This is a genomic window from Flavobacterium shii, assembly GCF_025847235.1.
Lineage (GTDB): Bacteria > Bacteroidota > Bacteroidia > Flavobacteriales > Flavobacteriaceae > Flavobacterium > Flavobacterium shii.
In genome coordinates, this window is the sequence record NZ_JAOZEW010000024.1 from 42,504 (window position 1) to 68,855 (window position 26,352).

The 26,352-nt window shown below is 32.9% G+C and carries 28 protein-coding genes; 19 read left to right on the top strand and 9 right to left on the bottom strand.

Annotated features, from left to right (window positions below; translation table 11 throughout):
- Nucleotides 1–28: 28 nt before the first annotated feature.
- Nucleotides 29–757: a geranylgeranylglyceryl/heptaprenylglyceryl phosphate synthase gene (locus OIU83_RS19550; protein WP_264207949.1), complete on the bottom strand. Its 729-nt coding sequence runs from the start codon at nucleotides 755–757 to the stop codon at nucleotides 29–31.
- Nucleotides 758–852: 95 nt separating this feature from the next.
- Between OIU83_RS19550 and OIU83_RS19555 the strand changes: the two genes are divergently transcribed.
- From OIU83_RS19555 to OIU83_RS19565, 3 genes are all read left to right on the top strand, one after another.
- Nucleotides 853–1,449 carry a Crp/Fnr family transcriptional regulator gene (locus OIU83_RS19555; protein WP_264207950.1) on the top strand — a complete coding sequence of 199 codons (597 nt, stop codon included), beginning with the start codon at nucleotides 853–855 and terminating at the stop codon, nucleotides 1,447–1,449.
- Nucleotides 1,450–1,524: 75 nt separating this feature from the next.
- On the top strand, nucleotides 1,525–1,806 hold the full coding sequence (locus tag OIU83_RS19560) for a hypothetical protein (protein ID WP_264207951.1): 282 nt from the start codon (nucleotides 1,525–1,527) through the stop codon (nucleotides 1,804–1,806).
- Between the two features lie 2 nt (nucleotides 1,807–1,808).
- Nucleotides 1,809–2,198: a group III truncated hemoglobin gene (locus tag OIU83_RS19565; RefSeq protein WP_264207952.1), complete on the top strand. Its 390-nt coding sequence runs from the start codon at nucleotides 1,809–1,811 to the stop codon at nucleotides 2,196–2,198.
- Between the two features lie 205 nt (nucleotides 2,199–2,403).
- Here the strand turns inward: OIU83_RS19565 and OIU83_RS19570 are convergent, their stop codons facing one another.
- Nucleotides 2,404–3,036, bottom strand: coding sequence for a 4'-phosphopantetheinyl transferase family protein (locus OIU83_RS19570; RefSeq protein ID WP_264207953.1), 633 nt, complete (start codon nucleotides 3,034–3,036; stop codon nucleotides 2,404–2,406).
- A 409-nt stretch (nucleotides 3,037–3,445) separates the two neighbouring features.
- Between OIU83_RS19570 and ahcY the strand changes: the two genes are divergently transcribed.
- Both ahcY and OIU83_RS19580 read left to right on the top strand, forming a co-directional pair.
- A complete protein-coding gene (gene ahcY / locus OIU83_RS19575) occupies nucleotides 3,446–4,762 on the top strand; it encodes an adenosylhomocysteinase (RefSeq protein WP_035623705.1) in 1,317 nt (438 codons plus the stop codon).
- Nucleotides 4,763–4,982: 220 nt separating this feature from the next.
- A complete protein-coding gene (locus OIU83_RS19580) occupies nucleotides 4,983–7,301 on the top strand; it encodes a patatin-like phospholipase family protein (protein ID WP_264207954.1) in 2,319 nt (772 codons plus the stop codon).
- Between the two features lie 43 nt (nucleotides 7,302–7,344).
- Here OIU83_RS19580 and OIU83_RS19585 read toward each other — a convergent pair whose 3' ends face one another.
- The gene (locus OIU83_RS19585; RefSeq protein ID WP_264207955.1) at nucleotides 7,345–7,485 is read right to left on the bottom strand and encodes a hypothetical protein; all 141 of its coding nucleotides are present in this window, start codon (nucleotides 7,483–7,485) and stop codon (nucleotides 7,345–7,347) included.
- A gap of 5 nt (nucleotides 7,486–7,490) precedes the next feature.
- On the opposite strand from OIU83_RS19585, the gene OIU83_RS19590 reads away from it, so the two are divergent.
- The 13 genes from OIU83_RS19590 to OIU83_RS19650 all read left to right on the top strand — a co-directional run bounded on the left by OIU83_RS19590 (nucleotide 7,491) and on the right by OIU83_RS19650 (nucleotide 16,270).
- On the top strand, nucleotides 7,491–8,060 hold the full coding sequence (locus OIU83_RS19590; protein ID WP_264207956.1) for a hypothetical protein: 570 nt from the start codon (nucleotides 7,491–7,493) through the stop codon (nucleotides 8,058–8,060).
- A 227-nt stretch (nucleotides 8,061–8,287) separates the two neighbouring features.
- Nucleotides 8,288–8,572, top strand: coding sequence for a hypothetical protein (locus OIU83_RS19595; RefSeq protein ID WP_264207957.1), 285 nt, complete (start codon nucleotides 8,288–8,290; stop codon nucleotides 8,570–8,572).
- Between the two features lie 6 nt (nucleotides 8,573–8,578).
- Nucleotides 8,579–9,214: a hypothetical protein gene (locus OIU83_RS19600; RefSeq protein ID WP_264207958.1), complete on the top strand. Its 636-nt coding sequence runs from the start codon at nucleotides 8,579–8,581 to the stop codon at nucleotides 9,212–9,214.
- A 10-nt stretch (nucleotides 9,215–9,224) separates the two neighbouring features.
- Complete coding sequence (locus tag OIU83_RS19605) at nucleotides 9,225–10,319, top strand: WG repeat-containing protein (RefSeq protein ID WP_264207959.1); 1,095 nt, start codon at nucleotides 9,225–9,227, stop codon at nucleotides 10,317–10,319.
- A gap of 45 nt (nucleotides 10,320–10,364) precedes the next feature.
- Nucleotides 10,365–10,823, top strand: a complete 459-nt coding sequence (locus OIU83_RS19610; RefSeq protein ID WP_264207960.1) for a hypothetical protein — start codon at nucleotides 10,365–10,367, stop codon at nucleotides 10,821–10,823.
- Between the two features lie 63 nt (nucleotides 10,824–10,886).
- Nucleotides 10,887–11,498, top strand: a complete 612-nt coding sequence (locus tag OIU83_RS19615) for a hypothetical protein (protein WP_264207961.1) — start codon at nucleotides 10,887–10,889, stop codon at nucleotides 11,496–11,498.
- 65 nt (nucleotides 11,499–11,563) lie between these two features.
- Nucleotides 11,564–11,896: a DMT family transporter gene (locus tag OIU83_RS19620; RefSeq protein WP_264207962.1), complete on the top strand. Its 333-nt coding sequence runs from the start codon at nucleotides 11,564–11,566 to the stop codon at nucleotides 11,894–11,896.
- A 41-nt stretch (nucleotides 11,897–11,937) separates the two neighbouring features.
- Entirely contained in the window at nucleotides 11,938–12,891 is a 954-nt protein-coding gene (locus OIU83_RS19625) for a Fic family protein (protein ID WP_264207988.1), read from the top strand.
- Between the two features lie 33 nt (nucleotides 12,892–12,924).
- Nucleotides 12,925–13,386 carry a GNAT family N-acetyltransferase gene (locus OIU83_RS19630; RefSeq protein WP_264207963.1) on the top strand — a complete coding sequence of 154 codons (462 nt, stop codon included), beginning with the start codon at nucleotides 12,925–12,927 and terminating at the stop codon, nucleotides 13,384–13,386.
- A gap of 289 nt (nucleotides 13,387–13,675) precedes the next feature.
- The gene (locus OIU83_RS19635; RefSeq protein ID WP_264207964.1) at nucleotides 13,676–14,527 is read left to right on the top strand and encodes a bifunctional helix-turn-helix domain-containing protein/methylated-DNA--[protein]-cysteine S-methyltransferase; all 852 of its coding nucleotides are present in this window, start codon (nucleotides 13,676–13,678) and stop codon (nucleotides 14,525–14,527) included.
- A gap of 11 nt (nucleotides 14,528–14,538) precedes the next feature.
- On the top strand, nucleotides 14,539–15,252 hold the full coding sequence (locus tag OIU83_RS19640; protein WP_264207965.1) for a 2OG-Fe(II) oxygenase: 714 nt from the start codon (nucleotides 14,539–14,541) through the stop codon (nucleotides 15,250–15,252).
- A 176-nt stretch (nucleotides 15,253–15,428) separates the two neighbouring features.
- Entirely contained in the window at nucleotides 15,429–15,686 is a 258-nt protein-coding gene (locus OIU83_RS19645) for an Ada metal-binding domain-containing protein (RefSeq protein ID WP_264207966.1), read from the top strand.
- Complete coding sequence (locus tag OIU83_RS19650) at nucleotides 15,662–16,270, top strand: alpha-ketoglutarate-dependent dioxygenase AlkB family protein (RefSeq protein ID WP_264207989.1); 609 nt, start codon at nucleotides 15,662–15,664, stop codon at nucleotides 16,268–16,270. The genes OIU83_RS19645 and OIU83_RS19650 overlap by 25 nt, the downstream gene beginning before the upstream one ends.
- 91 nt (nucleotides 16,271–16,361) lie before the next feature.
- Here OIU83_RS19650 and OIU83_RS19655 read toward each other — a convergent pair whose 3' ends face one another.
- On the bottom strand, nucleotides 16,362–17,117 hold the full coding sequence (locus OIU83_RS19655) for an NUDIX hydrolase (protein WP_264207967.1): 756 nt from the start codon (nucleotides 17,115–17,117) through the stop codon (nucleotides 16,362–16,364).
- A gap of 381 nt (nucleotides 17,118–17,498) precedes the next feature.
- Here OIU83_RS19655 and OIU83_RS19660 point away from each other — a divergent pair, with 381 nt between their 5' ends.
- Nucleotides 17,499–17,729, top strand: a complete 231-nt coding sequence (locus OIU83_RS19660) for a hypothetical protein (RefSeq protein WP_264207968.1) — start codon at nucleotides 17,499–17,501, stop codon at nucleotides 17,727–17,729.
- 254 nt (nucleotides 17,730–17,983) lie between these two features.
- On the opposite strand, the gene bglX is transcribed toward OIU83_RS19660, so the two are convergent.
- The 5 genes from bglX to OIU83_RS19685 form a co-directional block, all read right to left on the bottom strand.
- A complete protein-coding gene (gene bglX / locus OIU83_RS19665; RefSeq protein ID WP_264207969.1) occupies nucleotides 17,984–20,212 on the bottom strand; it encodes a beta-glucosidase BglX in 2,229 nt (742 codons plus the stop codon).
- Between the two features lie 91 nt (nucleotides 20,213–20,303).
- Complete coding sequence (locus OIU83_RS19670) at nucleotides 20,304–21,143, bottom strand: endonuclease/exonuclease/phosphatase family protein (RefSeq protein ID WP_264207970.1); 840 nt, start codon at nucleotides 21,141–21,143, stop codon at nucleotides 20,304–20,306.
- A gap of 125 nt (nucleotides 21,144–21,268) precedes the next feature.
- Nucleotides 21,269–23,014, bottom strand: a complete 1,746-nt coding sequence (locus tag OIU83_RS19675; protein ID WP_319005365.1) for a cellulase family glycosylhydrolase — start codon at nucleotides 23,012–23,014, stop codon at nucleotides 21,269–21,271.
- Nucleotides 23,015–23,147: 133 nt separating this feature from the next.
- On the bottom strand, nucleotides 23,148–24,602 hold the full coding sequence (locus tag OIU83_RS19680) for a glycoside hydrolase family 30 protein (RefSeq protein WP_264207971.1): 1,455 nt from the start codon (nucleotides 24,600–24,602) through the stop codon (nucleotides 23,148–23,150).
- Between the two features lie 223 nt (nucleotides 24,603–24,825).
- Complete coding sequence (locus tag OIU83_RS19685) at nucleotides 24,826–26,349, bottom strand: RagB/SusD family nutrient uptake outer membrane protein (RefSeq protein WP_264207972.1); 1,524 nt, start codon at nucleotides 26,347–26,349, stop codon at nucleotides 24,826–24,828.
- Nucleotides 26,350–26,352 lie beyond the last annotated feature (3 nt).

Sequence of the window (26,352 nt, forward strand, 5' to 3'; positions counted from 1 at the left end):
TTATTTGTTTTTATTACTTAAACCAAGTTTAGGATTCAAAAAAATGAATATCATTTTCAAAAGCTGTTCCTATAACTACTAGGTCTGCTCCCGTTTCGTAAGCTTTATGAATTTGAGACAAAGCTACAATTCCGCCGCCAACAATTACAGGGATATTTATATTTTGAGAAATCAATCGAATCATTTCTAAGGGAACGGCTTGCTTGGCTCCACTTCCAGCTTCTAGATAAATTAATTTATTACCCAACATTTCGCCTGCTTGCGCTGTTGCTAATGCCAAATCGAGGTTTGCTCTATCTAGAGGTTTGGTTTTACTAACGCGTGCAACTGCAGTTTCGTTTCCGCTTTCTATTAAAATATATCCTGTTGGAATAATTTCAAGATTCATTTTTTTAAGAATTGGCGCTGCCTGAACCTGATACTCGATTAAATAATCTGGATTCCTACCCGACAATAACGATAAAAATAGAATTGCATCGGCTTGTGGCGAAATTTGCGATGGATCTCCAGGGAAAATTATAACGGGCAAGGTTGTTTTTAATTTTAACTGAAAAACTAAATCTTCAAGAATTGTACTTTCTACCAAACTACCTCCTACAAAAATATGCGTAGCGGGTGATTGATTGATTTTTTGTAGTAAGCCATCAAGATTTTTCCAATCAATTTTATCTGGATCCAAAAGAATTGCAAGTAATTTTCGATTCTCGATTTTGGCCAATCGTATTTGTTTGTATATGTCTTGTACTTTTTGTTCCATAACGAGCGTAAAAGTAAAAGTTTTTTTATGCAAGAGAACTATTTCGAATCAATTATATTTGTGTATTCGCTTTAACTAACGAAAGAAACAAACCTATGATTGCTATTGAGTTACTAGAAAAATATGGTGCAATACAGAAAAACTTCACAAAAACAGCTGTTATTTTTAAAGAAGGAAAACTCCCTGCATACTATTTTCAGATCCTTTCGGGCGAAGTAAAAATGAATAATTATAATGATGATGGTCGGGAATTTATTCAGGGCATTTTTTATAAAAACCAATCTTTTGGTGAACCTCCATTGTTCTTAAACCAAAATTATCCTGCTAGTGCTGTTGTTGTAGAAGATGCCGAAATACTTTGCGTTCCCAAGGAAAGTTTCATGAAATTACTAAATGAAAATCCCGCAATAAGTATTAAGATTATCGAGAACTTAGCACAACGTTTGTATTACAAATCGGTAATGGCTGCCGAGATATCTACCCATGAACCTGAACATCGTGTGCTAAGATTGATTGATTATGCTATTGCAAATTTTAATTTCAAAAAAGATTCAAACGGTTACCTCATCAACTTTACCAGACAACAAATTGGCGATTTATCTGGCCTTCGGGTTGAAACTGTTATACGTGCTATAAAATCACTGGAGAAGAAAGGCGAATTAAAAATCATAAACAGAAAAGTGTATCGGTAGTTTTTGCTTTATGATTTGAGTCATAAATGTGAGATATATGCGGGCTGTAACTTTGTTACTCTAAAATTATATATCATGACACTTTATAACTCAACATTCGAAAATTTCAATAAAAGTTACATTGGTTCTGCAACCATGGCAATTATAGGACAAAGCTGTCTTGGTGCTGCCGCCGCAATGTTTGTTCTGGCTAACGGAACTTCGCTAATACAAATGATTCAGCTTGCAGTAATTGTATTTGCTAGTATCATTGCTAATACTTCTATTCTGGCACAAATGAGCCATAAAACGGTTTTTAATCTAATTATAACAAGCGTCTTTTTTAGTATCTTGTTTATTATTATAAATAACATTTAGTAATGAGAAAACAAATAGAAAACAGAGAAGATATATCGCTTCTTGTAAACACTTTCTATACTAAAATAAGAGCCAATGATGAGATTGGCTTTTATTTTAATGATATGATTAAGGATTGGGAGGAGCACTTGGAGAAGCTAACTGATTTTTGGGAAACCAATTTATTTGCTGTCAAAAAATACAAAGGAGATCCTATTGAAGCGCACAATAAAGTCGATGATCATTTTAACCATCAGATTACATCACATGAATTTGGAATCTGGATAAATATGTGGTTTGAAACGCTGGATAAACTTTTTGAAGGAGAAAATGTAGACACTCTTAAACGTAGAGCAAGAAAAATGAGCACGTTTCTTTATTTGAATATGTTTGAAAACCGCTCTAAGACTTAGGTAATTATTACGCTAGGATTCGAACGTGGATTATTACGCGAAGTTTCACAAAGAAAGCACGAGGGGACGCGAAGTTTTATTAAAATCACATACTGAAAACTGCCACTTTTTTAGCACGCAGATTTGGCTGATTATTATCATTTTGATTTCCTCTGATTGATTACTGAGACTGAAAACTGGAACTGTTTTTCACTGAAACTAAAAACTACTTCTCCAGCGCGTAGACTAAAGTAAAGTTTTCTATTTCTTCATAATACACTACAAAGTCTTTTATTAAATCATCAAAATGTAAGCTTGCTAATGTTTTACTTTCTTCTAATGAAAAGGGATTTACACGAATGTGATCTTTAAAACTTATTCCTTTTTCGTTTCTTATTTTGAAGATCGCTTCTTTTGCTCCCCAGATTACGGTGAGTTTTTTTATGTATTCTTCTAACAAATCTGGATTTAAATAATCGAATTCTTTATCGACAAATTTGTCAGCGATTCTTAGGATTTTTTCACGTTGGAGTTCGATATCAATTCCTACGGTTTCTTCGCTAATAATTATTGCCGAAAAATTATGCGAATGCGTAATTGATATATGATTGTGGCAACTTAAATACGGTTTTCCGAATTGGTCATAATGCAAATCCAGATCGGTAAAACCTGCTTCTTGCATAAGCATACGAACACTTAAGAATCCTCGTTTATGCAAATCAGATTTCATTCCGTTTAAACGAAGCTGTGTTTTTTCTTTTAAAACTACTTTATCAAGCAACTCTTCGAAAGACTCGGTTATCTTCCAAATTAAAATTTGTGTTGTTGGGTTAAACTGTATTGTTTGATGTAAAGGCATTCGTTTTAATTGTGAATTATGAGTTGTTAATTATAAATTATGCATGGTATTAAAAATACGAAAATATACTTTATGTTTTTTGAACCATTTAAGTGATGTAAGTCCATTTAAGTAAATTAATCCTTAAATTATATGAACTTAAATGACTTAGGTAATATACTTAGGTAAATTTTAAATATATCTGGTTTTTCTAGCCCTGATGGTAACGGCATCCTATTGTGGCGGTCCCGAAACTTCGGGAGGCGCAATAGATATAGTGGACAGCAGGAAATAGCTTCGAATAAAAACCATTTAGCTAATGTTCAAAAGATTAAGCAATTAAACATTTCACAAATCTTTTTAGAAAATAGTTAAATATAAAGTTATTACGTAAATTTGCAAAAAATTTATAATTACAAATATACTATAAATGAGTACTACAACTACGCCTTTTGTGGCTTTCAAAGTAAAAGACATCTCTCTAGCGGCTTGGGGAAGAAAAGAAATTGAATTAGCTGAAGCTGAAATGCCAGGTTTAATGGCTCTTCGTGCTGAATATAAAGACGAACAACCTCTTGCAGGTGCTCGTATCGCTGGATGTTTACACATGACTATCCAGACTGCAGTTTTAATCGAAACTTTAATCGCTCTTGGTGCAGAGGTTACTTGGTCTTCTTGTAACATTTTCTCTACTCAGGATCAGGCTGCTGCTGCTATTGCTGCTGCTGGAATTCAGGTTTATGCTTGGAAAGGTCTAGATGAGCAATCATTTGACTGGTGTATTGAGCAAACTTTATTCTTTGGTGAAGACAGAAAACCATTGAACATGATTCTTGATGACGGTGGAGATTTAACTAATATGGTTATTGACCGTTTCCCTGAATTGGTTCCTGGAATCAAAGGATTATCTGAAGAAACTACAACTGGAGTTCACAGACTTTACGAAAGAGTAAAAGCTGGAACTTTACCAATGCCTGCAATCAACATTAATGACTCTGTTACTAAATCTAAATTTGATAACAAATACGGTTGTAAAGAATCTGCTGTAGATGCTGTACGTCGTGCAACTGACTTAATGTTAGCCGGAAAAAGAGTTATCGTTTGTGGATACGGTGATGTTGGAAAAGGAACTGCTGCTTCTTTTAGAGGTGCAGGATCTATTGTAACAGTTACTGAAATTGACCCAATTTGCGCTTTACAAGCTGCAATGGACGGTTATGAAGTTAAAAAATTAAACACTGTAATTGCTAATGCTGATATCATCATTACAACTACTGGAAATAAAGATATCGTTCTTGGAGAGCACTTCGAGCAAATGAAAGACAAAACTGTTGTTTGTAACATTGGTCACTTTGATAACGAAATTGATATGGCTTGGTTAAACAAAAACCACGGTGCATCAAAAATCGAGATCAAACCTCAGGTTGACAAATATACTATCGCTGGAAAAGATATCATCATCTTGGCTGAAGGTCGTTTAGTAAACCTTGGTTGTGCTACAGGTCACCCAAGTTTTGTAATGAGTAACTCATTTACAAACCAAACTTTAGCTCAAATCGAATTATGGAAAAACAGCGCTGCTTACAACAATGACGTTTATATGTTACCAAAACATTTAGATGAAAAAGTTGCTGCTTTGCACTTAGCTAAATTAGGCGTTGAACTTGAAGTTTTACGTGATGATCAAGCTGCTTATATTGGTGTTCCAGTAGAAGGTCCTTTCAAACCAGAATACTACAGATACTAAATCAATTTTAGATTTAAAACATTGTAAATCTTACATTTATAAAAACCCTTGCAGAAATGTGAGGGTTTTTCATTTTTAGATCTTTTTTTCAAAATAAGTAAATCGTTTATTTTTAGGCGCAAAAACATTTATTATAAAAAAATTATACCTTTATAGAATAAGTACTTAATTTTAAAATAAAAATAAGTCTCAATTTCTCAAATACATAAACGTTGTAATCTTGAAAAAAACATCTTATTTATTCGCCTTCTTATTTTTACTTATTCTCCCACAAATTATTTTTTCTCAGGAAAAGAAACCCAAAGTTGTTTTAGTCTTAAGCGGTGGTGGTGCAAAAGGAATTGCACATATTCCGCTTTTACAAAAACTAGATTCTTTACACATTGTTCCTGATCTTATTGTCGGGAATAGTATGGGAAGCATTATAGGAGGTTTATATGCAATGGGATATTCTGGTGATAGCATCGAGAAATTAACTAAAGATATTTATTGGGATAAATTACTTGGCGGAGGCCAGTCGTTAAGATCTGCAAGCGTAGAAGAAAAAAGAGAATTCCAGAGATATTTAGTTGGAATAGGAATTAAAGATAAAAAACTAAACAGCGTTGGTTCTCTTTTAAATGATCAAAATTTAAGAGAATACCTCTCAGAATTAACCTATCCTGTATACAATATCAAAGATTTTGATAGTCTGCCAATACCATTTAGAGCCATGGCTACCGATCTAGCCGAAGGAAAAGAGGTTATTCTAAGCAAAGGCAGTTTAGCTTATGCCATGAGAGCAAGTATGTCATTGCCAGGAATTTTTAAGCCTATGGCATACGAAAAAACAGTATTAGTCGACGGAGGGGTAATGAATAATTTCCCAACAGATGTCGCCAAAAAAATGGGTGCTGACATTATTATTGGTAGTGATGTAGGTGGCGGATTGGAACCTATAGACAAACTAAACAATCTTATAACGATACTGACTCAAACCAGTATGTTCCCGAGTAATATTAAGAACCCTGCAAACCGAAAACTCTGTGATATCTTAGTAGATCATCTGCCAAACTTACGTTTTTCTACAGCAGATTTTTCTGATAGCGAAGAAATCTACAAAGATGGTAAAATTGCAACAAACGAAAATCTTCCAGCTTTAATAGCATTATCCGAAAAATTAAAAGGATACACACAACGAACTCACAAATTACCAAACATACCCGCAGAATTTATTCTTGATACTATTGTTTACAAAAAAATAAGTCCGGAAAATCTTGCTCTGGTATTAGGGAGAATGAATCTAAAAACACATGTAAAATATACCACCAAAGATTTAATAGCAGGCATTAACAGAGCCATGGGTACCAATCTTTTTGATGAGATTACATACAACTATTTCATTAAAGACGGCAACAAGCTAGGCGTTACAATATTTGGACATGAACGTGCCAAAAACCAACTAAATGCATCCGTACATTACGACACTTACCGAGGTGTTGGAATCATTTTTAATTACACCGCCAGAAATGTTCTTGCCAGAGCTTCTCGTCTTCTTGTAACAATCGACATTGCTGAGCAACCAAAAGCACGAATCAATTATCAGAAAAATTTTGGAAAAAACCGAGATTGGTGGTGGTCATCTGAACTTTATGGAGCCTTATTAAGGGAAGAGATTTATTTTAACGGCAAAGCCTCTGATAATGTACTTTATAATTCTCTTGAATTTAATAATGAAATCAACAGAAATTTAAACTCCCTAAAAAGTTATTTTGGCTATGGTTTACACTATCAATACTCTAATTTAAAACCAAAATACGAAAGAGAATACAATCCTAACTCAATCGATATTAAGGATTACTCCTTAAACAGCATAGAATTAAACATGCATTATTCCTATAATGATATGGATAAAGTTTTCTTTGCCGAAAATGGAACAATTATAAAAGCAAATGTAACCCGATCATTGTTTACTGATGTCTACACCTCTTTAAACGATCCAGATCAAACAAGGATATCTGGTTCAACCAATGGTTATACAAAATTTGGTTTCAGTTTTGAGAAGAGAGTACTCTTAAAAAAGAAAATTACAGGAATCATTGGGTTTGATTCTTATTTTATTTTTGAGGATAAACTTAATGACGATCAAATCCCATTTTCAGGTTTTGGTTATGCTTCAAAATATTTTTTAGGAGGAATTATACCAAGTTCTGGTAGTAATCGTTTTGCATTTCCTGGCCTAAATGAAGACGAACTCAATGTTTCGCAATACATGGGCTTAAAAGTTGCTTCTCAAATAAATCTTATAGGGAAAATTTATCTAACTCCCCACTTTAATATCGCCACTGTTGGGTTTGAATCTTTTGATAAATACATTAACAAAGCATTTATTCCAAAAGGAAAATGGGATGATGGCTTCGACCCTAGCCTTGTACTATCCGGAGGAGCTGCTATTTCCTATCAGTCCATTTTGGGACCTATTCATTTTGATACTTCTTGGATAAATAATATCGACAAAGTACGATTGTTTTTTAGTGTCGGATTATCATTCAATCCATAAAAACTCACATAGCTAAATCGGGTTTCTTTTTTTAATCTAAAATTTATAATTTGGGCGTGCCTCCATTAAAAAAAAGAGCCGATGAGCATTTATGTTCATTGGCTCTTTTCTTTAATGCTGTCGGACTATCCGGGCTACTTTGGTAGCTAGCTCCTATCCCCTCACGCAGCCGGTAAAAACTCATAAAAATTGATCAAATATTCTACTTTATTTTTAAAATTTAAGTATATTTTTGAAATCCAAAACCCAATTATGAGATCCCTTTTTATTACATTGATTATAATCACATTACCTCTTTTTGCTAATGCACAAACTCATCATTTTATAACAGATACTGAAAAAAATAAAATGCTAAATCAAGCACGAAATCAAGCAGAACAAAAATTACAACAACAAAACTCTTATATAGAACTTCCGAAAACACCTTCCTTCAAACCTCTTTATCGAAATCGCATAGAGAATGCTGAAGCCAAATTAGTAAGAGAAGAGCGAAAGCTGAAAAAACTAGAAAATGAAGCACAGGAAAAAAAAGATAATTTAAAGGCAAAACAAGAAAAATTACTAAATCTTGAAAATGCTCTGAAGAATACTAATGATTCTGATTATCAAAAAAATATTGAAAGAACCAAAGAGCAAATAGCTGAAGTTCAGAATGAACTAAACAAAGTTAAAATCTTGATAGAATCAAGGTCAAAAAAAATAGCAGACCTTGAAATAGCAATGGAAGATGCTAAATTCAAAAGAGAAGAAGATTATTAATAATATCTCAAACCCGATAGTTTTAAAAACCTATCGGGTTTGTTTTTAACACAATTTCAGGAAGTAATTCCTAGATTATATTTATATATTAGCTATGAAACATTATATAGGATAAAAAAAATCTTTAAAATCAAATCAAGAATTAGTTAATGATTTCAATGCAATGAACTTGAATATTTTAAAACCTCAACCACCCTATAATGTAAATAAACCCGATTAGATTAATTATGATTAAAAAAGTTATATGCGAGCAACACGGCTCAAAAGATATGTCTTTTGCCTGTATTCATCTTGCAATGGCAATAGATAAAAAAGAAAAAGTTGGCTTTTTTTATTCCGAAGCAGAAGAAGACTTACCGCAAATTGCCTGGTGCGGATCATGCGAACAATGGCTACTAGATAATGGAGAAGAATGGAATCAAGCATTTGAAGATTTAGCCGATTTTAAAATACTATGCTCCGATTGTTATGACGAAGCCAAAGAGATTCAATTCGGAACTGATAAAATATAAACAAACATGATTTCTACTGAAGATTTTAAATTATTACCCAATAAAAATTCATTACAAAATATCTGCAAAGCAATTTCGGTTCTAGACGCTATTATTTGTCAAGAATGGGAATATCGATACTATTCCTATAACTCTAAATGGGGAGAAGGTGAAGAATTTTGCGAAATGAGAGATGGTTCTGGAGATTTAATGAATATTCTTTTTCTTGAAAATCGTTGTGTAATAAATGGTTTTGCACGCGAATATCAGCATAACAAAAAAAGTGATTTGACTAAGAACCTTCCTGAAATTTATAATGATTTCATTTTTGGCGAACCTGTTGCATCTTTTGGAACAACATTTTGTTTGTGGACAAATGAAACCGAAAATTGGGAAGTTGGAACAATTGAAGATTATAATGACAACTCAGCCGAATTCCTAGACATTTTTGATGGGAATCCACAAACTTATATCGATTGGGCAAGCGAGTATTTTGATGAATCTTATAAAGAAACAGGAATTCCATTAAAAACCGTAACCGAAATTTATGACGGTAAAATCTTGACCAAAGAAATGGTTTTGTTTATTGTAGATGAAATTGAAGATTGGGAATTACTAGAAGAAGATTTAAAAGAAATAAATTACGAATACGATTTTAAATAGGCTAACCGCAATGAAACGCATTTTCCTCCTCTATATATTTCTCTTTGTAAGCTGTACGCTATTTGCACAAAATAATGATACATGGGCTTCGTTTTGGGATAAAGACTCCACACATACCGGATATAAAGATAAAAATGGCGTGATTAAAATTGAACCTAAATTTATGGGAATGACAATTGCCAATAAATTTGATGATATTATTGTTGTAACCGAAGAAGAAGACCAAAGCTGGAAGAGTTATTACCTAACAAAGACTGGTAAAATAGTTGGTAGAGATAGTTTGTACATATTCGACAATGGCCCAGATTGCGAAAACGAAGGTTTTATTCGTTTTAGAGATCCTAAAACAGATAAAATGGGACTGTTTAATGGTGATGGTAAAATCGTAATTCCTGCTGAATATAGTAACATAAACAAAGCTATAAACGGAATGATTATCGTTTTAAAAGGTGCCGAAAAAATAAACGATACTCATGATGGAGGTTGTAATCACTTTAGTTGGAGTGGCGGAAACGATTACCTTATTGATACAAATAATAAAATCCTGATTAAGAACTTTGTGTACAATGATGAACTCAATTTTTATTCTTTACAAAAATCAAAAGAACCGAGTTTAGACCCAATAAGAGAAAACTTTCTTGGTGTAGATGGGCAATATTATTCGTTTATAAATTATGATAAAGAATTTAAATTGTGGCTAAAAAACGGTCTATTATCAGATTTATCCAAAGAGAATCTACTAAAAAAATCCTATACCGAAATCTTTTATTGGAAAGAACCAATTGGCTGGATAAGTGAACCAAAAACTAAGTTTATTAATAAAAACTACAAACTCTTAAAAGAGAAATTACTAGAACTTAACAATCCTACTTGTGATTACTTTGTTACAACCGATGGATTAAATCAATTCATCTACGAAGCAGACAAATACAATCAGTACTTTAATAATTGTAATGAATCTAAAGACTGGAAATATCCAATGAAAAATATTATTATTACTCATCGTGATAAAAAAGATTTCACCCAAGATCATTTTGATTTTTTAAGAACCGAAAAAGGATATCAGCTAATAAGTGTTTCTATACGTAAAGGGAAACTTAAATAGTATTTAGATTATTGGATTTTTAGAATCCTTCTCAGCAAATAAATTATGACAAAAGAAGATTTTAAAATCAATCTGGAAAAAGCCCTTGATGGTCTTATAGATTTTACGCAGGAAATGGTAATAAACAAATTACCAAACGATTATAAATTTATAATTAAGACCAATTGTTCATACGATGGAAATGAACTAGAAAATGATGAAGAAATTTATCCTGATGATAAAATCAATGAATCAAGTTCTATTAACCCTGCTACAAAATTGACTGCAATAGATTATTTATGGCGAAATGGTAAAGTACCACAATGGATAAATGTACAGGTTGATAGTTGCGACTCTAATTTTAGCTACATAACATTAGAATGCTGCGGAAGATATTCGGCTTTTTTAAACCATAAAGATGCTCCTTTTCGTGGGTTAGGACCTAGTATTCCTTATCGTTACTATGATCCCATTTCTGAAAAACTGCTACAGAAAGTGGACTTAAATGAAATAAAACAAGCTTAATCATGTTTTACTATAGCTATACTTTCTTTAATAAACAGGAAATAGAGGCTAAAACACAAAAATATGAGTACAAAAAAAACCTATCAAGAAGTTACCAAAAAATCAAGAATCTATGTTGACTTTGATGAAATGATTGACTTTGATTTGGTTTTATTATCTCAAAAAGACACAAAATTAAATTCCGCAGATATTGAGGTTGAATTGAGTGAAGGAATGGGAATTGATATTTATATGGATGATGAACAAGCAAATGGTTTTAAAGACAATTTAATTGCAAGCGGAATCGTAGAAAGGAATCGTTCTGGTTTATTTGAAATCTCAAAATGGTGTTGCCGAATTGATGAAAACGGAATTCAACATGAAAGTGAGGAAATCGAAAAGAATCTAAAATCTAAAGATTCGACCGTAGTTATAAATACATTATTAGAAATAACTTTCCATAACCAAAACTGGGAATGGGTTCAGGATTTATGTATTGAATTACTCGAAAATAAAAATCCAGATATAAAAGGATTGGCCGTAACTTGTATTGGTCATATTGCCAGAATACATAGAGTTATAGATAAAGAAAATGTTCTAAAAGCATTTGAAAGCAGAAAAGACGATGACACTATTTGTGGAAGAATTAAAGATGCAATTGATGATATTAATGTGTTTGTGACAGATAAAAAATAAAGTAATATTCAACAAATTCTTCTTTTCACTAAAATACAAAGGTTAACTTTGTAAAAACGTGAATTATGAAAAACTTTTTATTTTTAGGGATTGCCATTATATTTGAAATCATTGCAACTTCGGCATTAAAAAAATCAGAACAGTTTACTCAACTTATTCCAAGCATAATAACATTTATAGGATATGCAGGTGCATTTTACTTCCTTAGTTTTGCTATAAGAACAATTCCTGTTGGTGTTGCCTATGCCATTTGGTCTGGAGTTGGGATAGTATTAATTACCATTATCGGAGCTCTATTCTTTAAACAAGCTCCCGATTTACCTGCAATAATCGGATTGGCATTAATCATTATTGGCGTTGTTGTTATCAATGTTTTTTCTAAAACTACATCACATTAGATTAAAAAACAGTACTTTTGATAGTATCAAATGATACTATCATGAAACCTCCGTATGATATCACTCCCATTATATTAAAACTTATCAGTTCTATTTCTGAAAAAATTGGAGCCTTAAATGCTGTCAATTTAGACAAGCAATCTCCTCAGTTAAGAAAACAAAACAGGATAAAAACAATTCATTCTTCTTTACAAATCGAAGGAAATACTTTGACAGAAGAACAAATTACAGCTTTAATAGAAAACAAACGTGTCATAGGTCCTGAAAAAGATGTTCTGGAAGTTCTTAATGCTATTAAAGTATATGAAAAATTAGATCAATACAAACCAACATCATCTAAAAGCTTTTTAGATGCGCATTCTGCATTAATGAAAAATTTAATTCCTGATTTTGGAAAATACCGTCAACAAGGTGTTGGAATAGTCAAAGGAACAAAAGTTACCCATGTTGCGCCACCACATAAGAATGTCCCTCATTTAATGAATGATTTATTTGATTATTTAAAAGACAAAGATGAGTTAACTCTAATTAAAAGTTGTGTTTTTCATTATGAAATGGAATTCATTCATCCTTTTTTAGATGGGAATGGTAGAATGGGAAGATTGTGGCAAACCTTAATTTTAATGAATGAATATCCCGTCTTTGAGTTTTTACCTTTTGAAACTTTAATTAGCCAAACCCAAAAGGAATATTACAAATCACTTGCTATAAGTGATAATACTGGAAAATCAACTCATTTTATTGAGTATATGCTTGGGGTTATAAATACATCACTGGAAAATTTATTGAACTATAACAATAGAACAATAAGAGATATTGACCGTCTAGATTACTTTTCGATGTTAGGAGTTCGTGAATTTACGAGAAAAGATTACATGAATGTTTTTAAAGAAATATCATCTGCCACTGCAAGTAGAGATTTAAAAAAAGGGGTAGAACTTAAGATTTTCAAAATTGAAGGAAATCAAAATAAGACAAAGTACATTTTACTCTAAATTGAATCTCTTTATCATATAATTACAAAGACAATGAACTTAAGAAAAGCTACTATTTCTGACCTAAAAGAAATGCAGAAATTGTATATCGAAACTATCAAACATGTTTGCAAAAACGATTATAATTCAGCTCAAATAGAAGTTTGGATTTCAGGAGTTAAAAATACGGAACGCTGGATTGACGTTATCAATACACAATTTGTTTTATTAGCAACTATACAAGATAAAATCGCGGGTTTTGGAACTTTGAAAAATCACAATTACATTGACTTCTTTTACATCCATAAAGATTTTCAGCGACAGGGAATTGCCGATAAACTCTTAACCGAATTAGAACTTGAAGCAAAGAAACAACATACTAAAACAATAACATCTGACATAAGTATAACCGCCAAACCTTTCTTTGAGAAAAAAGGATTTATTGTAAAAGCTGAACAAAAGAATATCCGATTAGGTGTTGAAATTATCAATTACAAAATGGAGAAGCAATTATAGCACTTAAAGTCTAACGGAGTAAATCTCTCGCAAAGTCGCAAAGTTTTAATTTTAAAATTAAGTCAATCTTTGTCGACGTACTTTGCGCCCTTCGACTTCGCTCAGGGTGACAATATTATGAAAAAACTTTGCGTCTTTGCAGGCAAAACCATTGCGAGCTTTGCGTAAATCTTTGCTTACTTTGCGGTTAACAAAACACAATTCACTTTCTGTTTAAAAAAACACAGCAAGTTTCGGATTTTATGCCCGCAAAAACCAATCGATATTTGCATTATAAAATTAAACGAAAATGAACACACAGGAAAACATTAATTATAATCGCATTGCCGATGCAATAGATTATATCAAAGCTAACTTTAAGGAACAACCCAACTTAGATGAGGTTGCCGAAAAAGTACATTTAAGTCCGTTTCACTTTCAGCGTTTGTTTACAGAATGGGCAGGAACAAGTCCGAAGAAATTCTTGCAATATATAAGTGTTGAACATGCCAAAAAAATCCTCAAAGAAAACAATCAGGTCACTTTATTTGATGCCGCTTATGACACGGGACTTTCTGGAACAAGTCGTTTGCATGATTTATTTGTAAACATCGAAGGAATGACTCCTGCCGAATATAAAAACGGTGGTAAAAACCTAGAAATTAATTTCAGTTTTGCCGAAAGTCCGTTTGGGAATATTATTGTAGCTTCTACTAGTAAAGGAGTTTGTTATATGGCTTTCGCCGAAGATGAAAAAACCGGATTTCATCATTTGCAACACAAATTCCCAAATGCAACATTCTCTCGGAAACTAGATTTAGTACAACAAAATGCTTTATTTATTTTTCAGAATGACTGGAGTAAATTATCCGAAATAAAACTGCATTTAAAAGGAACTGATTTTCAGTTAAAGGTCTGGGAAACGCTGCTCAAAATTCCAATGGGACAACTCTCTACCTACGGTTCTATTGCACAACAAATAGAAAAACCTAATGCTTCTCGTGCAGTAGGAACGGCTATTGGCAGTAATCCAGTAGCATTCCTGATTCCGTGTCACCGCGTTATTCAATCATCAGGAACTTTTGGCGGATATATGTGGGGAAATACCCGAAAAACAGCCATTATTGGTTGGGAGGGTGTGCAATCTAACTCGGAAATTTAAACCCTATTTTCATGCAAAATATACAATCAAAAATTGCTTCTCTTAATTGGGAAAGCATCACCGAATCTATGCACGAAAATGGATATGCAATAATTCCTAATGTGCTTAATAACGACCAATGTGAAGATTTGAAATTCGATTATTCAAATCCTAATTTATACCGAAAAACGGTTGTTATGGAACGTTATCGTTTTGGCTTAGGCGAATACAAATATTTTAATTATCCATTGCCTGATTTAATTCAAACGATTCGTTCGGCTATTTATCCTAAACTTGCTCCAATTGCAAATGTCTGGATGAAGGCATTAAATATAAACACCGTTTTTCCTGAATCTCATGAAAAATTATTAGAACAATGTCACGCCAATAATCAGTTAAAAGCGACTGTTTTAATTTTAAAATATGGCAAAAGCGGTTTTAATACCTTGCATCAGGATTTGTACGGAGATATTTATTTTCCGATTCAGATTGTGCTTTTCTTAAACGAACCCGATCAAGATTTTACTGGTGGTGAATTTGTATTAACGCAACAAACTCCCAGAGCGCAATCTAAAGCTATTGTTCTGAAACCTAAAAAAGGTGATGTTCTGGTTTTTACCACCAATTTTAGACCTATAAAAGGTTCTAAAGGTTATTATCGTGTAAATATGAAACATGGTGTTAGTGAGATTCATTCTGGCGAACGACATACATTGGGGATAATTTTTCATGATGCGTTAAGTTAAGGTTTAAAGGAACAGAGAAACAAAGGTTCAAAGGTTTCCTATAGATACGCACAGGACAGACGCACAGTGTAGAGACGCACCGCAGTGCGTCTAACATCACGTATTAACCCAATGAGGACAATCTTTGTGTAGACGCACTGCGGTGCATCTCTACAGAATAAAAATATAATAACATTATGATTGAGCACAATGAGATTTCAGATTTAGATTTACGAAATAAGATTAAAAATGTAGAAATTTGCTTTGGTGGAAACCGAAAGCTAAAAATTTACGGAACATTAAGATGTAGTTCTGGTAAAAGAATGAAACGCGAAAATCGAGTTTTCTTTTTATCCGAAGATGAAGCTAAACAAAATGGTTTTAGACCTTGTGGACATTGTATGAAAGCTGAATATAAAAAATGGAAAAAATGGACTTATTTAATCCCGAAATAGACGAAACGACCAATTTATTACCTAAAGATGGAATTGTAAATTATTACGGTAAATTATTTTCAAGAGAAAATTCGAACCATTATCTGGATATTCTACTCAATACTATCGAATGGAGAAATGACGAAGCAATTATCTTTGGGAAATTAATAATTACAAAACGTAAGGTAGCTTGGTATGGAGATTCTCCTTTTGAATACACGTATTCTAACACTACAAAAAAAGCGCTTCCGTGGACAAAGGAATTACTTGAATTAAAAACTGTCATAGAAGAAAAAACAGGCGAAACTTTTAATTCTTGTTTGCTTAATTTATATCATTCTGGCGACGAGGGAATGGCATGGCATAGTGATGCCGAAAAAGATTTGAAAAAAAATGGTGCTATTGCTTCTGTAAGTTTTGGTGCGGAACGAAAGTTTGCTTTCAAACATAAAGACACCAAAGAAACTGTTTCTTTAATCTTAGAACATGGTAGTTTATTGGTCATGAAAGACACTACACAAACCCATTGGTTACATCGATTACCGCCAACAAAAACAATATCAAGACCTAGAGTAAACTTGACGTTTAGAACTATTGTTGAGTAAGTTTTTAAACCATTAGGGGATTAAGTTTAAATTCTTAATTTTTCTTAATCCCCTAATGGTAAATTTAAAAAACTTATTCTTCAATATTGTTTTACCAACCTTGATTCAGCCCATTTTTAAGAACCTCATCATATTTTTCTTTATCAAAAGTATATAAATTTGGAGCTTTATGTGCCACATTACTTTTCTTTTCATCTAGCTTATTCAAGATTCCAATGTTGGTTATTTTTCGGAGAAAGTTTCTCCTGTCCAACTTTTTATCCAAAATCGTTTCATACAATTTTTGAAGCTCTGGAATTGTAAATTTTTCAGGCAATAAATTATATCCTACGGGTATTAAATTCAACTCATTTCGAAGTGTGATTAATGCTTTATCAAGAATTTCTTTATGATCTAAGATTAATTCTGGAACTTCCTTGTGATCAACCCATTCTATTAATTCTTCTTTTTTACTTTGTTGTGGAACAGTTTGCAAGAAATCGACCAAGGCATAATATCCTACAGTTACAAATCGCTGTGATAGCCATTTTCCAGTCTCTCTGGGAATTTTTAGATGATCTAAGACTGCATTACCAAAATGATTATCATTTCTTTTTACTTTTCCAAAAGTTGCAAATTGTCTCAAAAAAATCCCTTCCATTCCTGTTCTAATCTTCAAAACCCTCACAGCTGCATCATCTATATCTTCATCTATAGGAACGAATCCCCCAGGCAATGACCATTTATTTTCATACGGGGTTTTAATTAGCAAAACTTTAAGCTGATTGTCATGGAATCCGAAAATTACACAATCTATAGAAAGTCCTGGTTGGTATTCAACATATTTTTCCAAGGTGGTATTTCTCATGTAATTATTATTTGTCTTGATTTTTACTTATAAAAATCAAGATGCTATTTAACTCATTTTTATAAAATGAAACAGATCTGATTTTTCAATATTTTCTGAACATATGCTAGCTATGTGCAAATCACAAATTAATGTCAAATTTACAAACAAATGCTATGGGAATTGAAAAAATAAGTACATTGCGTCATAATAACACATTAAGCATTTAGGTTGTTATTTTTTCACTGAAAGCACTTAATAGGCTAATTTAAAAATATTTATAAAATTAATTCTCAGTTTAAAAACAGTTCCTAATTGTAACAAATATTGAAACAAAGAGTCTCTTAACTTAATCGAGAACAATAAATTGATCACAACATGAACATTCCAAATCTAGAAAAAATGAATAAGAAACTTATTAAAAAAATATGTTCTTCTTTTGGATTAGTATCAAAAACAGAACTCTTAGAAGAATCTTTAAAATATAGCATCAAGCAGGAAAAAATTTCGGATCAACTTTTAAACAGTGTTGATTCTAAAGATAAAAAAGCAAAAAAAGATGCTTATGAAAAAGCCATTAACGAATCCTATAAAGGAATTGGAGTTATGGATTTCATGAATACTTTAAAATAAAAAACGGGCAAAATATATATTTTGCCCGTTTTTTTATTATTCCTTTAAAATCTTCTTTTAACATCGATTTACTTCTCCTGATCTATCCTTATCTTCTGATTACTAAAAATATCATCCTGATGGGGTTTCTTTAAATAAAATTCATTTCTACAAATATAACGTCCCGCTGGTACTTGCTTTATCCATAATGTAAAAAGCCAGATGGGATTAGAATTTGATATGTTAAAAATTATACTCAAAAAGGATTTTCTTTATTATTTCACCAATTCAAAATCAGATTTTACACGAATATCTGCCGAAGATGAACCTATCATCAATTCAAAATCACCTGGTTCTGAACCCCACTCTATTTTGTCATTATAAAAAGATAGTTTTTCGTTATCTATCGTAAACTGAATCGTTTTGGTTTCTCCTGCATTTAATTTCACTTTCTGAAAATCTCTAAGTTCTAAAACAGGTCTTACAACTGATCCAAATTTATCTTTTAAATACAATTGCACTACTTCTTCTCCTGCTACTTTTCCAGTGTTTTTTAACTGAAAAGAAACTTGAATTTTCTCATTGCTCTTCATTTTGGTAGTAGATAATTTTAAATCGGAATAATCGAATTTAGTGTAGCTTAATCCAAATCCGAAAGGAAATTTAGGACTACTTTTCAAATCTGTATAAGCAGAAACATATCCTTTGGCATTATCGTCTTGTGCTGGTCTTCCTGTACTATAATGGTTGTAGTAAATAGGAATTTGTCCTACTTCTCTCGGGAATGTCATTGGTAATTTTCCTGACGGATTGTAATCTCCAAATAATACATCTGCAATAGCATTTCCTGCTTCGCTACCTAACCACCATGTATAAAGAATAGCTGGCACATTATCGGCTGTCCAATTAAAAACAAGTGGTCTTCCTGCGTTAACCAAAACTACAACTGGTTTTCCTGTTGCCTGAATCGCTTTTACTAATTCTTCCTGAACTCCTGGTATGTTTATGTTGCTTCGGCTTTTGGCTTCTCCACTCATATCATGTCTTTCGCCAATACTCAGGATTACTACATCGGCTTGTTTTGCTGTTGCAATTGCTTCGGCAAAACCATCTTTGTTGTCGCCTTCTACTTCACATCCTTTGGCATATAGTAGTTTGGTATTCTTCCCTACTTTATTTTGTAATCCGTCCCATTGCGAAACCACCCATTTGTTATAATCTACTTCTGGTAATTCAACAGCCCAGAAACCCATATTGGCTTTATACTCTTTTACCATTGGTCCTATAAATGCAATTGTTTTTGTGCTTTTAGCAAGTGGTAATATCGCATTATCATTCTTTAGTAAAACAATACTTTTTGCTGCAACTTCACGCGCTGCTTTACGGTGTTCCGGATTATTTAATTCTTGTTTCTCTCTATCTGGATTGGAGTATTTGTATGGATCATCGAATAATCCTAACTCAAATTTCTTGCGCAAAATCCTTTTTACAGCATCATCTACTAGGTCTATCGAAACTTTGTTTTCTTTTATCAATGCTGGCAAGTTATATCTGTATGCATTACTTTCCATATCCATATCGCTACCCGCAGTAATTGCAGCTAGTGCAGCTTCTTTAAGATCTTTAGAATAGCCATGTGCAACCATTTCGCCTATTGATCCCCAATCTGAAACTACGAATCCTTGAAAGTTCCATTTTCCTTTTAAAATATCTCTTTGTAAGTGTGCATTTCCTGTTGCAGGAATTCCGTTAATATCATTAAATGAATTCATAAATGTTGCTGCACCAGCATCTAGTGCGGCTTTAAATGGTGGTAAATAAGTTTCCCACAACATTCTTTCGCTCATATCTACTGAGTTATAATCTCTACCTCCAATGGCGGCTCCATAAGCTGCAAAATGTTTTACGCATGCCATTACTGAATTTAGGTTTCCTAGTTTATCCCCTTGAAATCCTTTTACTCTGGCATAAGCTATTCTTGAACCTAAATAGCTATCTTCTCCTGCTCCTTCCATTACACGTCCCCAACGTGGGTCACGACCAATATCGACCATTGGGGCAAATGTCCAATGGATTCCGCTTGCAGCAGCTTCGGTCGCAGCAACTCTAGCCGAAAGTTCTATCGCTGCCAAATCCCAACTTGCTGCTTCTCCTAACGGAATCGGGAATGTGGTTTTAAAACCATGTATTACATCCTGACCATATAACAATGGTATTTTTAATCGGGATTGCATTGCCAGTTCTTGATATTGTCGGGTATATTTTGTCCCAACTACATTAAGCATTGAACCTACTAAACCATCTTTAATTTCGGCTTGTTTATTTGGGTTTATAGTAATTGGACCTGTGGCAGCATTATTACCTGTGTACTGATTAAGTTGCCCAATTTTTTCCTCAAGCGTCATTTGCTTCAGCAACGCATTTACTTTTTGATCGATAGTTTGCTGTTGCGCCATCGCAAAAAACGAAAGCATCAAACAAGTCAATGTGGTTATTCTTTTCATGAAATAAATATTAAATTCTTATTATTGTTTTTTCTACTAAACATAAATTGCTTTCAAACCACAGTTTAATAAAATTGCATTCATTCTTTTGCTATTCATTAACTTCAATTAATACAGGCAAGTGGTCCGATGGATATTTTAAATCTACTGAATCACTTAAAACTGCATACTTTTTAACTTTCAGATTACTGTTTTTAGAAATAAAAATATAATCTATCAATAACGTAACTGGCTTATCATGTTCAAAATCATTGAAGGTTCCTGATGGGCCAAATGGCTTTTGCTCTGAAATTTCACGGCTGTCGTTCATATTTTTTCTCAAAGAAATAATCCGATCTGTATTTGGTTCCGAGTTAAAATCGCCCATAAGAAAGACAGGATATCCTTTGGTATTAAGTGCTGCCATTTTGGATAAAATTAATTCTAGTCCTTTGGTTCTTGCCTCTTCGCCAATATGATCGAGATGCGTATTAAAAACCCAAAATGTTTTTTTTGTTTTTAAATCTTTAAAAAGAGCATACGTACAAACTCTATTACATGCAGCATCCCAACCTCTTGAAACAACATCCGGAGTTTGAGAAAGCCAAAACGTATTGGATTCTAGTACCGAAAATCTATCTTTTTTATAATAAATAGAAGATGATTCGCCTTTACCTTCTGCTTCACGAGCAATACCTATATGATTATAATTTGGTAATGCAACCGCAATATCATTAACCTGATTGGGCAATGCTTCTTGTACTCCAAAAATATCCGGTGCATAAAATTGTATTTGAGAAGTGAAAAAATCTTTACGGTTTCCCCATGCATTTTCACCATCAGAGGCTACATCCAATCGGATATTATAGGTCATTATTTTTAAATTTTGTCCATAAATTCCAGATAGTGACAAAAGCATTAAAGCGACAATTAGTTTTTTTGTTTTTTTCATAATTAAGGTTTTTTAATCCATTAAAACTTAGCCTTTATTCCAAAGCTTTAAATGGAGAAAACTAATCTAACAAAATATTAATTACAAATACTATTATGATTTTTCGTTTACGTTTTTTTAACACACTACTTTTTAGCTACTAAAAAGTCCAGATAATTTAAATTAAATCCTCCGTTATCAAAAACTACTTTAACCTTATTTGTTCCTTTTTTCAAACTCACTCCCGGAAGTATAACTGTTTTCCAGATTGTATCGCTCCCTGTTGCCGGAAGGGTAATTATTTCTGATATTTTTCCGTTTCCATTTTCCAAATGTAATTTTCCTTCTGCTTTTTCACTTGAATAACGAATAGCTACATCAAATGTTTTTGCGACTTTTACAATTGCTGTAAATTGTAACCATTCCGTATTTTCTATAAATGAAACCTGATACCCATTTGAGGGATCATCTTTACAAGGCAAAATATCAACTCCGTCATTTCGCATTGTTTTTCCTTTATTCCATTCTTCGAACGTGCCTGTTTCTACGCGATAATTTACAACATCTTTGTCAAAATAAGCAAACCCATTTGTTCCTAAATCATATTCGGTTGCAAATATTTTCCCTGGCAAAACTCGTTTTTTATAACTTTTTGTTTCATTTGTATGTACTTGACGAAACATTGCGTCAAGTACATCTGTCTTTATTGTGGTATTCTCTATTTTATAATTTTCGGCCAATTGCATCAATGCTTTTTCTGCAAAATCGGGACTAGGTTTTTCGCCACCACCTTTCCAATATTGACGTAATTTTTCATATTCCGGTGTTTTGGTAACTGAAGTAATTCCGGCAATATTCTCTATTTTTTTCATTGGCCAAAATGCCCACCCAATATTATTTGATTCAAATAAAGAAATAGCATCTTTAAACCAAACATTCGAATTTTCTCCTCCTTCTCCCATCCAGATTGGTACATTATATTCTTTTCTATAATCCAGCATTTTCTGGATTGATCCTACATTATTATAATTCCAATATTTATGAAAACTCAGTGCCATATTATCATCCCAAAGAGGAAACATTCCGTTGTAATTATTTCCCCAACAGTTTCCTTCGATAATAATCATGTGGTTTTTATCGACCTCCCGAATTGCTTTTGTAATAGATACTAAAAGTTCACGTAAAGGTGCATTTGAAGTTTCGTCGCAACCATTTTTATTACTTCCTGTAAAATTCCAATTTGGTTCATTAATAATATCGTATGCTCCTATCCACGGATTATCCTTATAACGTAAAGCTAGTTTTTTCCATAATTCGGTCATTTTTTTACGATTGGCTTCACTTTGCCAAAGAGATGATTTTGAAGTATCATAGTCCGAAATTGCAGCATCATTTCCTTGTCCACCTGGCGCAGCATGAAGATCAAGAATAAGATACATTTTATTATCTGCACACCATTTAAGTAAATTATCGGTCATTATAAAACCTTCTTCTATCCAGGTAATTTGTCCTTCCTTTTCGGCTTCAATTGGCGGTGTATAAAGATTATAATGCATTGGCAAACGTATGGAATTGAAACCCCACACTGCCAGCGAATCGATGTCTCTTTTGGTTATTCCGTTGGCTCTATACGCCTCGTAAAACTTTTCGGTTTTTTCGGCACCAATTACCTCTGTTATTTTTTGTTTTATTACATATTGCGGGCTTGCAAATGGTTCTGTCTGGATCATATATCCTTCTTGAACCATCCATCCGCCTAATCCCAATCCTCGTAATATGACATTTTCCCCTTTTCCATCTACAATATTTTGTCCGCTTTGGTGCAAATACCCTTGCCCAAAAGAAGCGATTGAAAATAATAAAAGTAATGTTGAAGTTATTTTTTTCATCATCTTATTTTAATAAAAAGTTTTGCTTGAGATCTGCTATTTGTTGTTTTTCATTCTTCATAATAATCCATTTCTACTATATGCGATAACTGGTTATGATTTAATTATCATAACCAGTTATCGCATAGGATTGTGATTAATAAACTAACGTTTGTATTCCGTGTGCAGGAATTGTAACAACCGTTTTGGCTGTATCAACAATTAAATTATAAATCACACTTTTATCGGTATGATTCATTACAATCGTAACCATTTTTCCATTTGTATTAAGAAATGAAGTACTTAATAATGAGCTTCTGCTCACTGCTGTACTTACTCTTTTTGCATTTAATTCAATGAATTTAGAAAAATGACCTATGTAATAATAAGATGGTGTATATATTAACTCTCCTGTATTTGTATTTGCATGAATTGGGGCAAAACAAAAATTACCTACATGATTAGGACCTCCGTTTTGATCTAATAAAATATTCCAATCGGTCCAGGCAACAGTTCCGTTATTAAAATCATTGATCATTGAGGTTCCATATCTCTCGGCATTTGCCCAGAATTGATATTTTGCAGCGTCAAATCTTTCGATACATCCTTCTGTAAACATTAATTTTTTATCCGGATATGCTTCATAAACTTTTCTTACGTTGTCAAACATCGGCGCGCCTCCTGTCCAGGTTTCGTACCAATGAAATCCCATTCCCCAAACATATTTTGCTGCTTCGGGATCGGAGTAAATTACGTTTGCTCTTTGGTTCATTAAATCTCTATTATGATCCCAAACAATAATTTTTTTATCTGCAAGACCTTCTTTTTTCATTGTTGGCCCAAGGTAATTTTTAATAAAATCTCTTTCGGCATCTGCAGTATATATGCATGATTCCCATGTTTGGGTAGCCATTGGTTCATTTTGAGTTGATATTCCCCAAATAGGCATTCCTTCTTTTTCATACGCTTTTACAAACTTGGTATAATAGTTTGCCCATGCCTGATAAAATTCCGGTAATAAAGTACCTCCTTTTAACATATCTTTATTGCTTTTCATAAAAGCAGGCGGACTCCATGGAGCTGCGTACAATGTTAATTTACCTCCAGCCGTTTTTATCGCTTCCTTAATCATAGGAATGCGATATTTTTTATCATGCTCTATAGAAAACGTTTTTAAATCTTTATCTCCTTCTTGGATATAAGTATAGCTTTCACTGCTAAAATCAGAACTATGAATCGTTGTTCTTAGCAAAGAATAGCCTATTCCTTTTTGTTTATCGTAATAAGCATTTAAAAATTCTTGTTGTTTTTCTTTTGATAACTTAGCATAAATTTCAGCGCTGGCATCGGTTATTGCTCCTCCAACTCCCATAAAGGTCTGAAAAGTTTTTTTAGATTCTACAAAAACTGATATTTCTGTTTCTGTCGGCTGACTTGATGTAGAGAAAACTAAATTATCTGTAGGTGTTAATCTTAATTTAGTATCATCTGCTGTAGTATATACTGCTATTTTTTTCCCATTTGTAATAAATTCTTGTTTGTTTTTTTGCTGTTGCGAAAACGCTGTCAGTGAAAACAAGAAACAAAGAATCTTATATTTTTGTTTTTTCATTATTCGAATATATTTTATCATTTATTGGCTGTTGAGCATAATACATTACAGTACATGGAAATCAAAACTTCTTTTTTAAAATAGCCCACAATCATATAGAATATGGGCTATTCTGGCAACCTAACTTAAACTCATACTCAACTAACTCTAACTTAAAAACTGAGATTTATATCTCATTAATTTTTAATATGTATTGGGTCTTCATTATTTTATTATGAAAGTTCTAATTGTACAGTGGATTTTGAACCATTTTAGTATTATTAAATTCACTGTAAGGTATTGGCCATAATTCATTTTTACCAGCCATAAACCCTTTAAACGCAAGTTTAGAAGCTGCTTCACCAGTTCTTACTAAATCATACCAACGGTGTCCTTCTCCAGCAAGTTCCAATCTTCTTTCGGCCAAAATTGCAGGAATAGAAACTGGTATTGGCGTTAAACCAACTCTACCTCTCACCGCATCCAATAAAGCTTGTGCTCTAGGTCCTGTTCCTCCTAATGCTTCGGCTTCCATTAAATAAGTATCGGCTAGACGAATGATGTAGGTATTAACCCCAAAATTCAATGCCCCTTCAGAAGTTCCAATATCGCTATTAAGTGGTGAATATTTTATAAAATGATATCCTGTTTCCTGATAGCTTGGATCATATGTTATGTGTTTTGCTGCTACTTCTGCTGCTGCATCAAAAATTGTCGATGCAAAACGAGGATCTGTTTTTAAAGCATTAGCCAAATCATCTGTAACAACCATAAAGCCCCACCCATTGATATAATCCGGCATACCCGCTGTTATGCCCGCTGCTGTTCTTTTATAATTGCGCATTCCGCTTAGTTGGCTTACTAAGTTTCCTTCGTCATCACCATCTTTTTCAAAATTATTCCATGTAGTATTTCCTTCACTTGAATAACTAATTTCAAAAATTGATTCTGTATTGAACTTATTTTTGTGGTTCCATAAATCAGCAAACTTATCTAATAATTTGTATCCAAAACTACTTGTTGATCCAGGTGTACCATTAACTTTAGCTAATTCTGCTGCTGCTTCTGGTTTTTTATTATCATATAAATAAACTTTTCCTAAAAGAGCTGTTGCAGCACCTTTTGTAAAACGACCTAATTCATCAGAAGCCAAAGTAACAGGCAAATCTGCAATTGCATCATTCAAATCTTTTTCAATTTGTGCATACACCATTGCCGGAGTTGCTTGTACTGTTATAGCAATTTCCTCTCTGGTATACGGAGTTAATCTTAACGGAACGTTTCCAAACAATCTAACTAAATCAAAATAATAATACGCACGTAATGCTTTAACCTCTGCCATAAAACGAGCTTTTTTAGCTGCATCCATGTCTATTCCTGGCAATTTCACGACCATGATGTTACATCTTGCAACTCCTTGAAAATAATTTGCCCATACTGCTGGTGGAATGTTAGTAGGACTCACGGTATAATTATTCATAACCTGAAGCCCTGGCTGATCGGCATTATTACCTCCTCCTGCATAAAAATCATCTGATGCAGAATTTAGTAATAACAATGGTGCATTTTCCATAGCTCCTGCATATTTTCCTAATTTATCATAAGCAGCTATTAATCCAGAATAAGCATCTTTTTCGGTTTTATAAAAATCTTTTTCTAATACAACGCCATCTCCTTTAACTTCCAGCTTTTCCGCGTTATCACACGATGCAAGTGACAATAATGCCCCTAATGCTATAAATGAATGTTTAAAACTTATAAGTTTCATAAT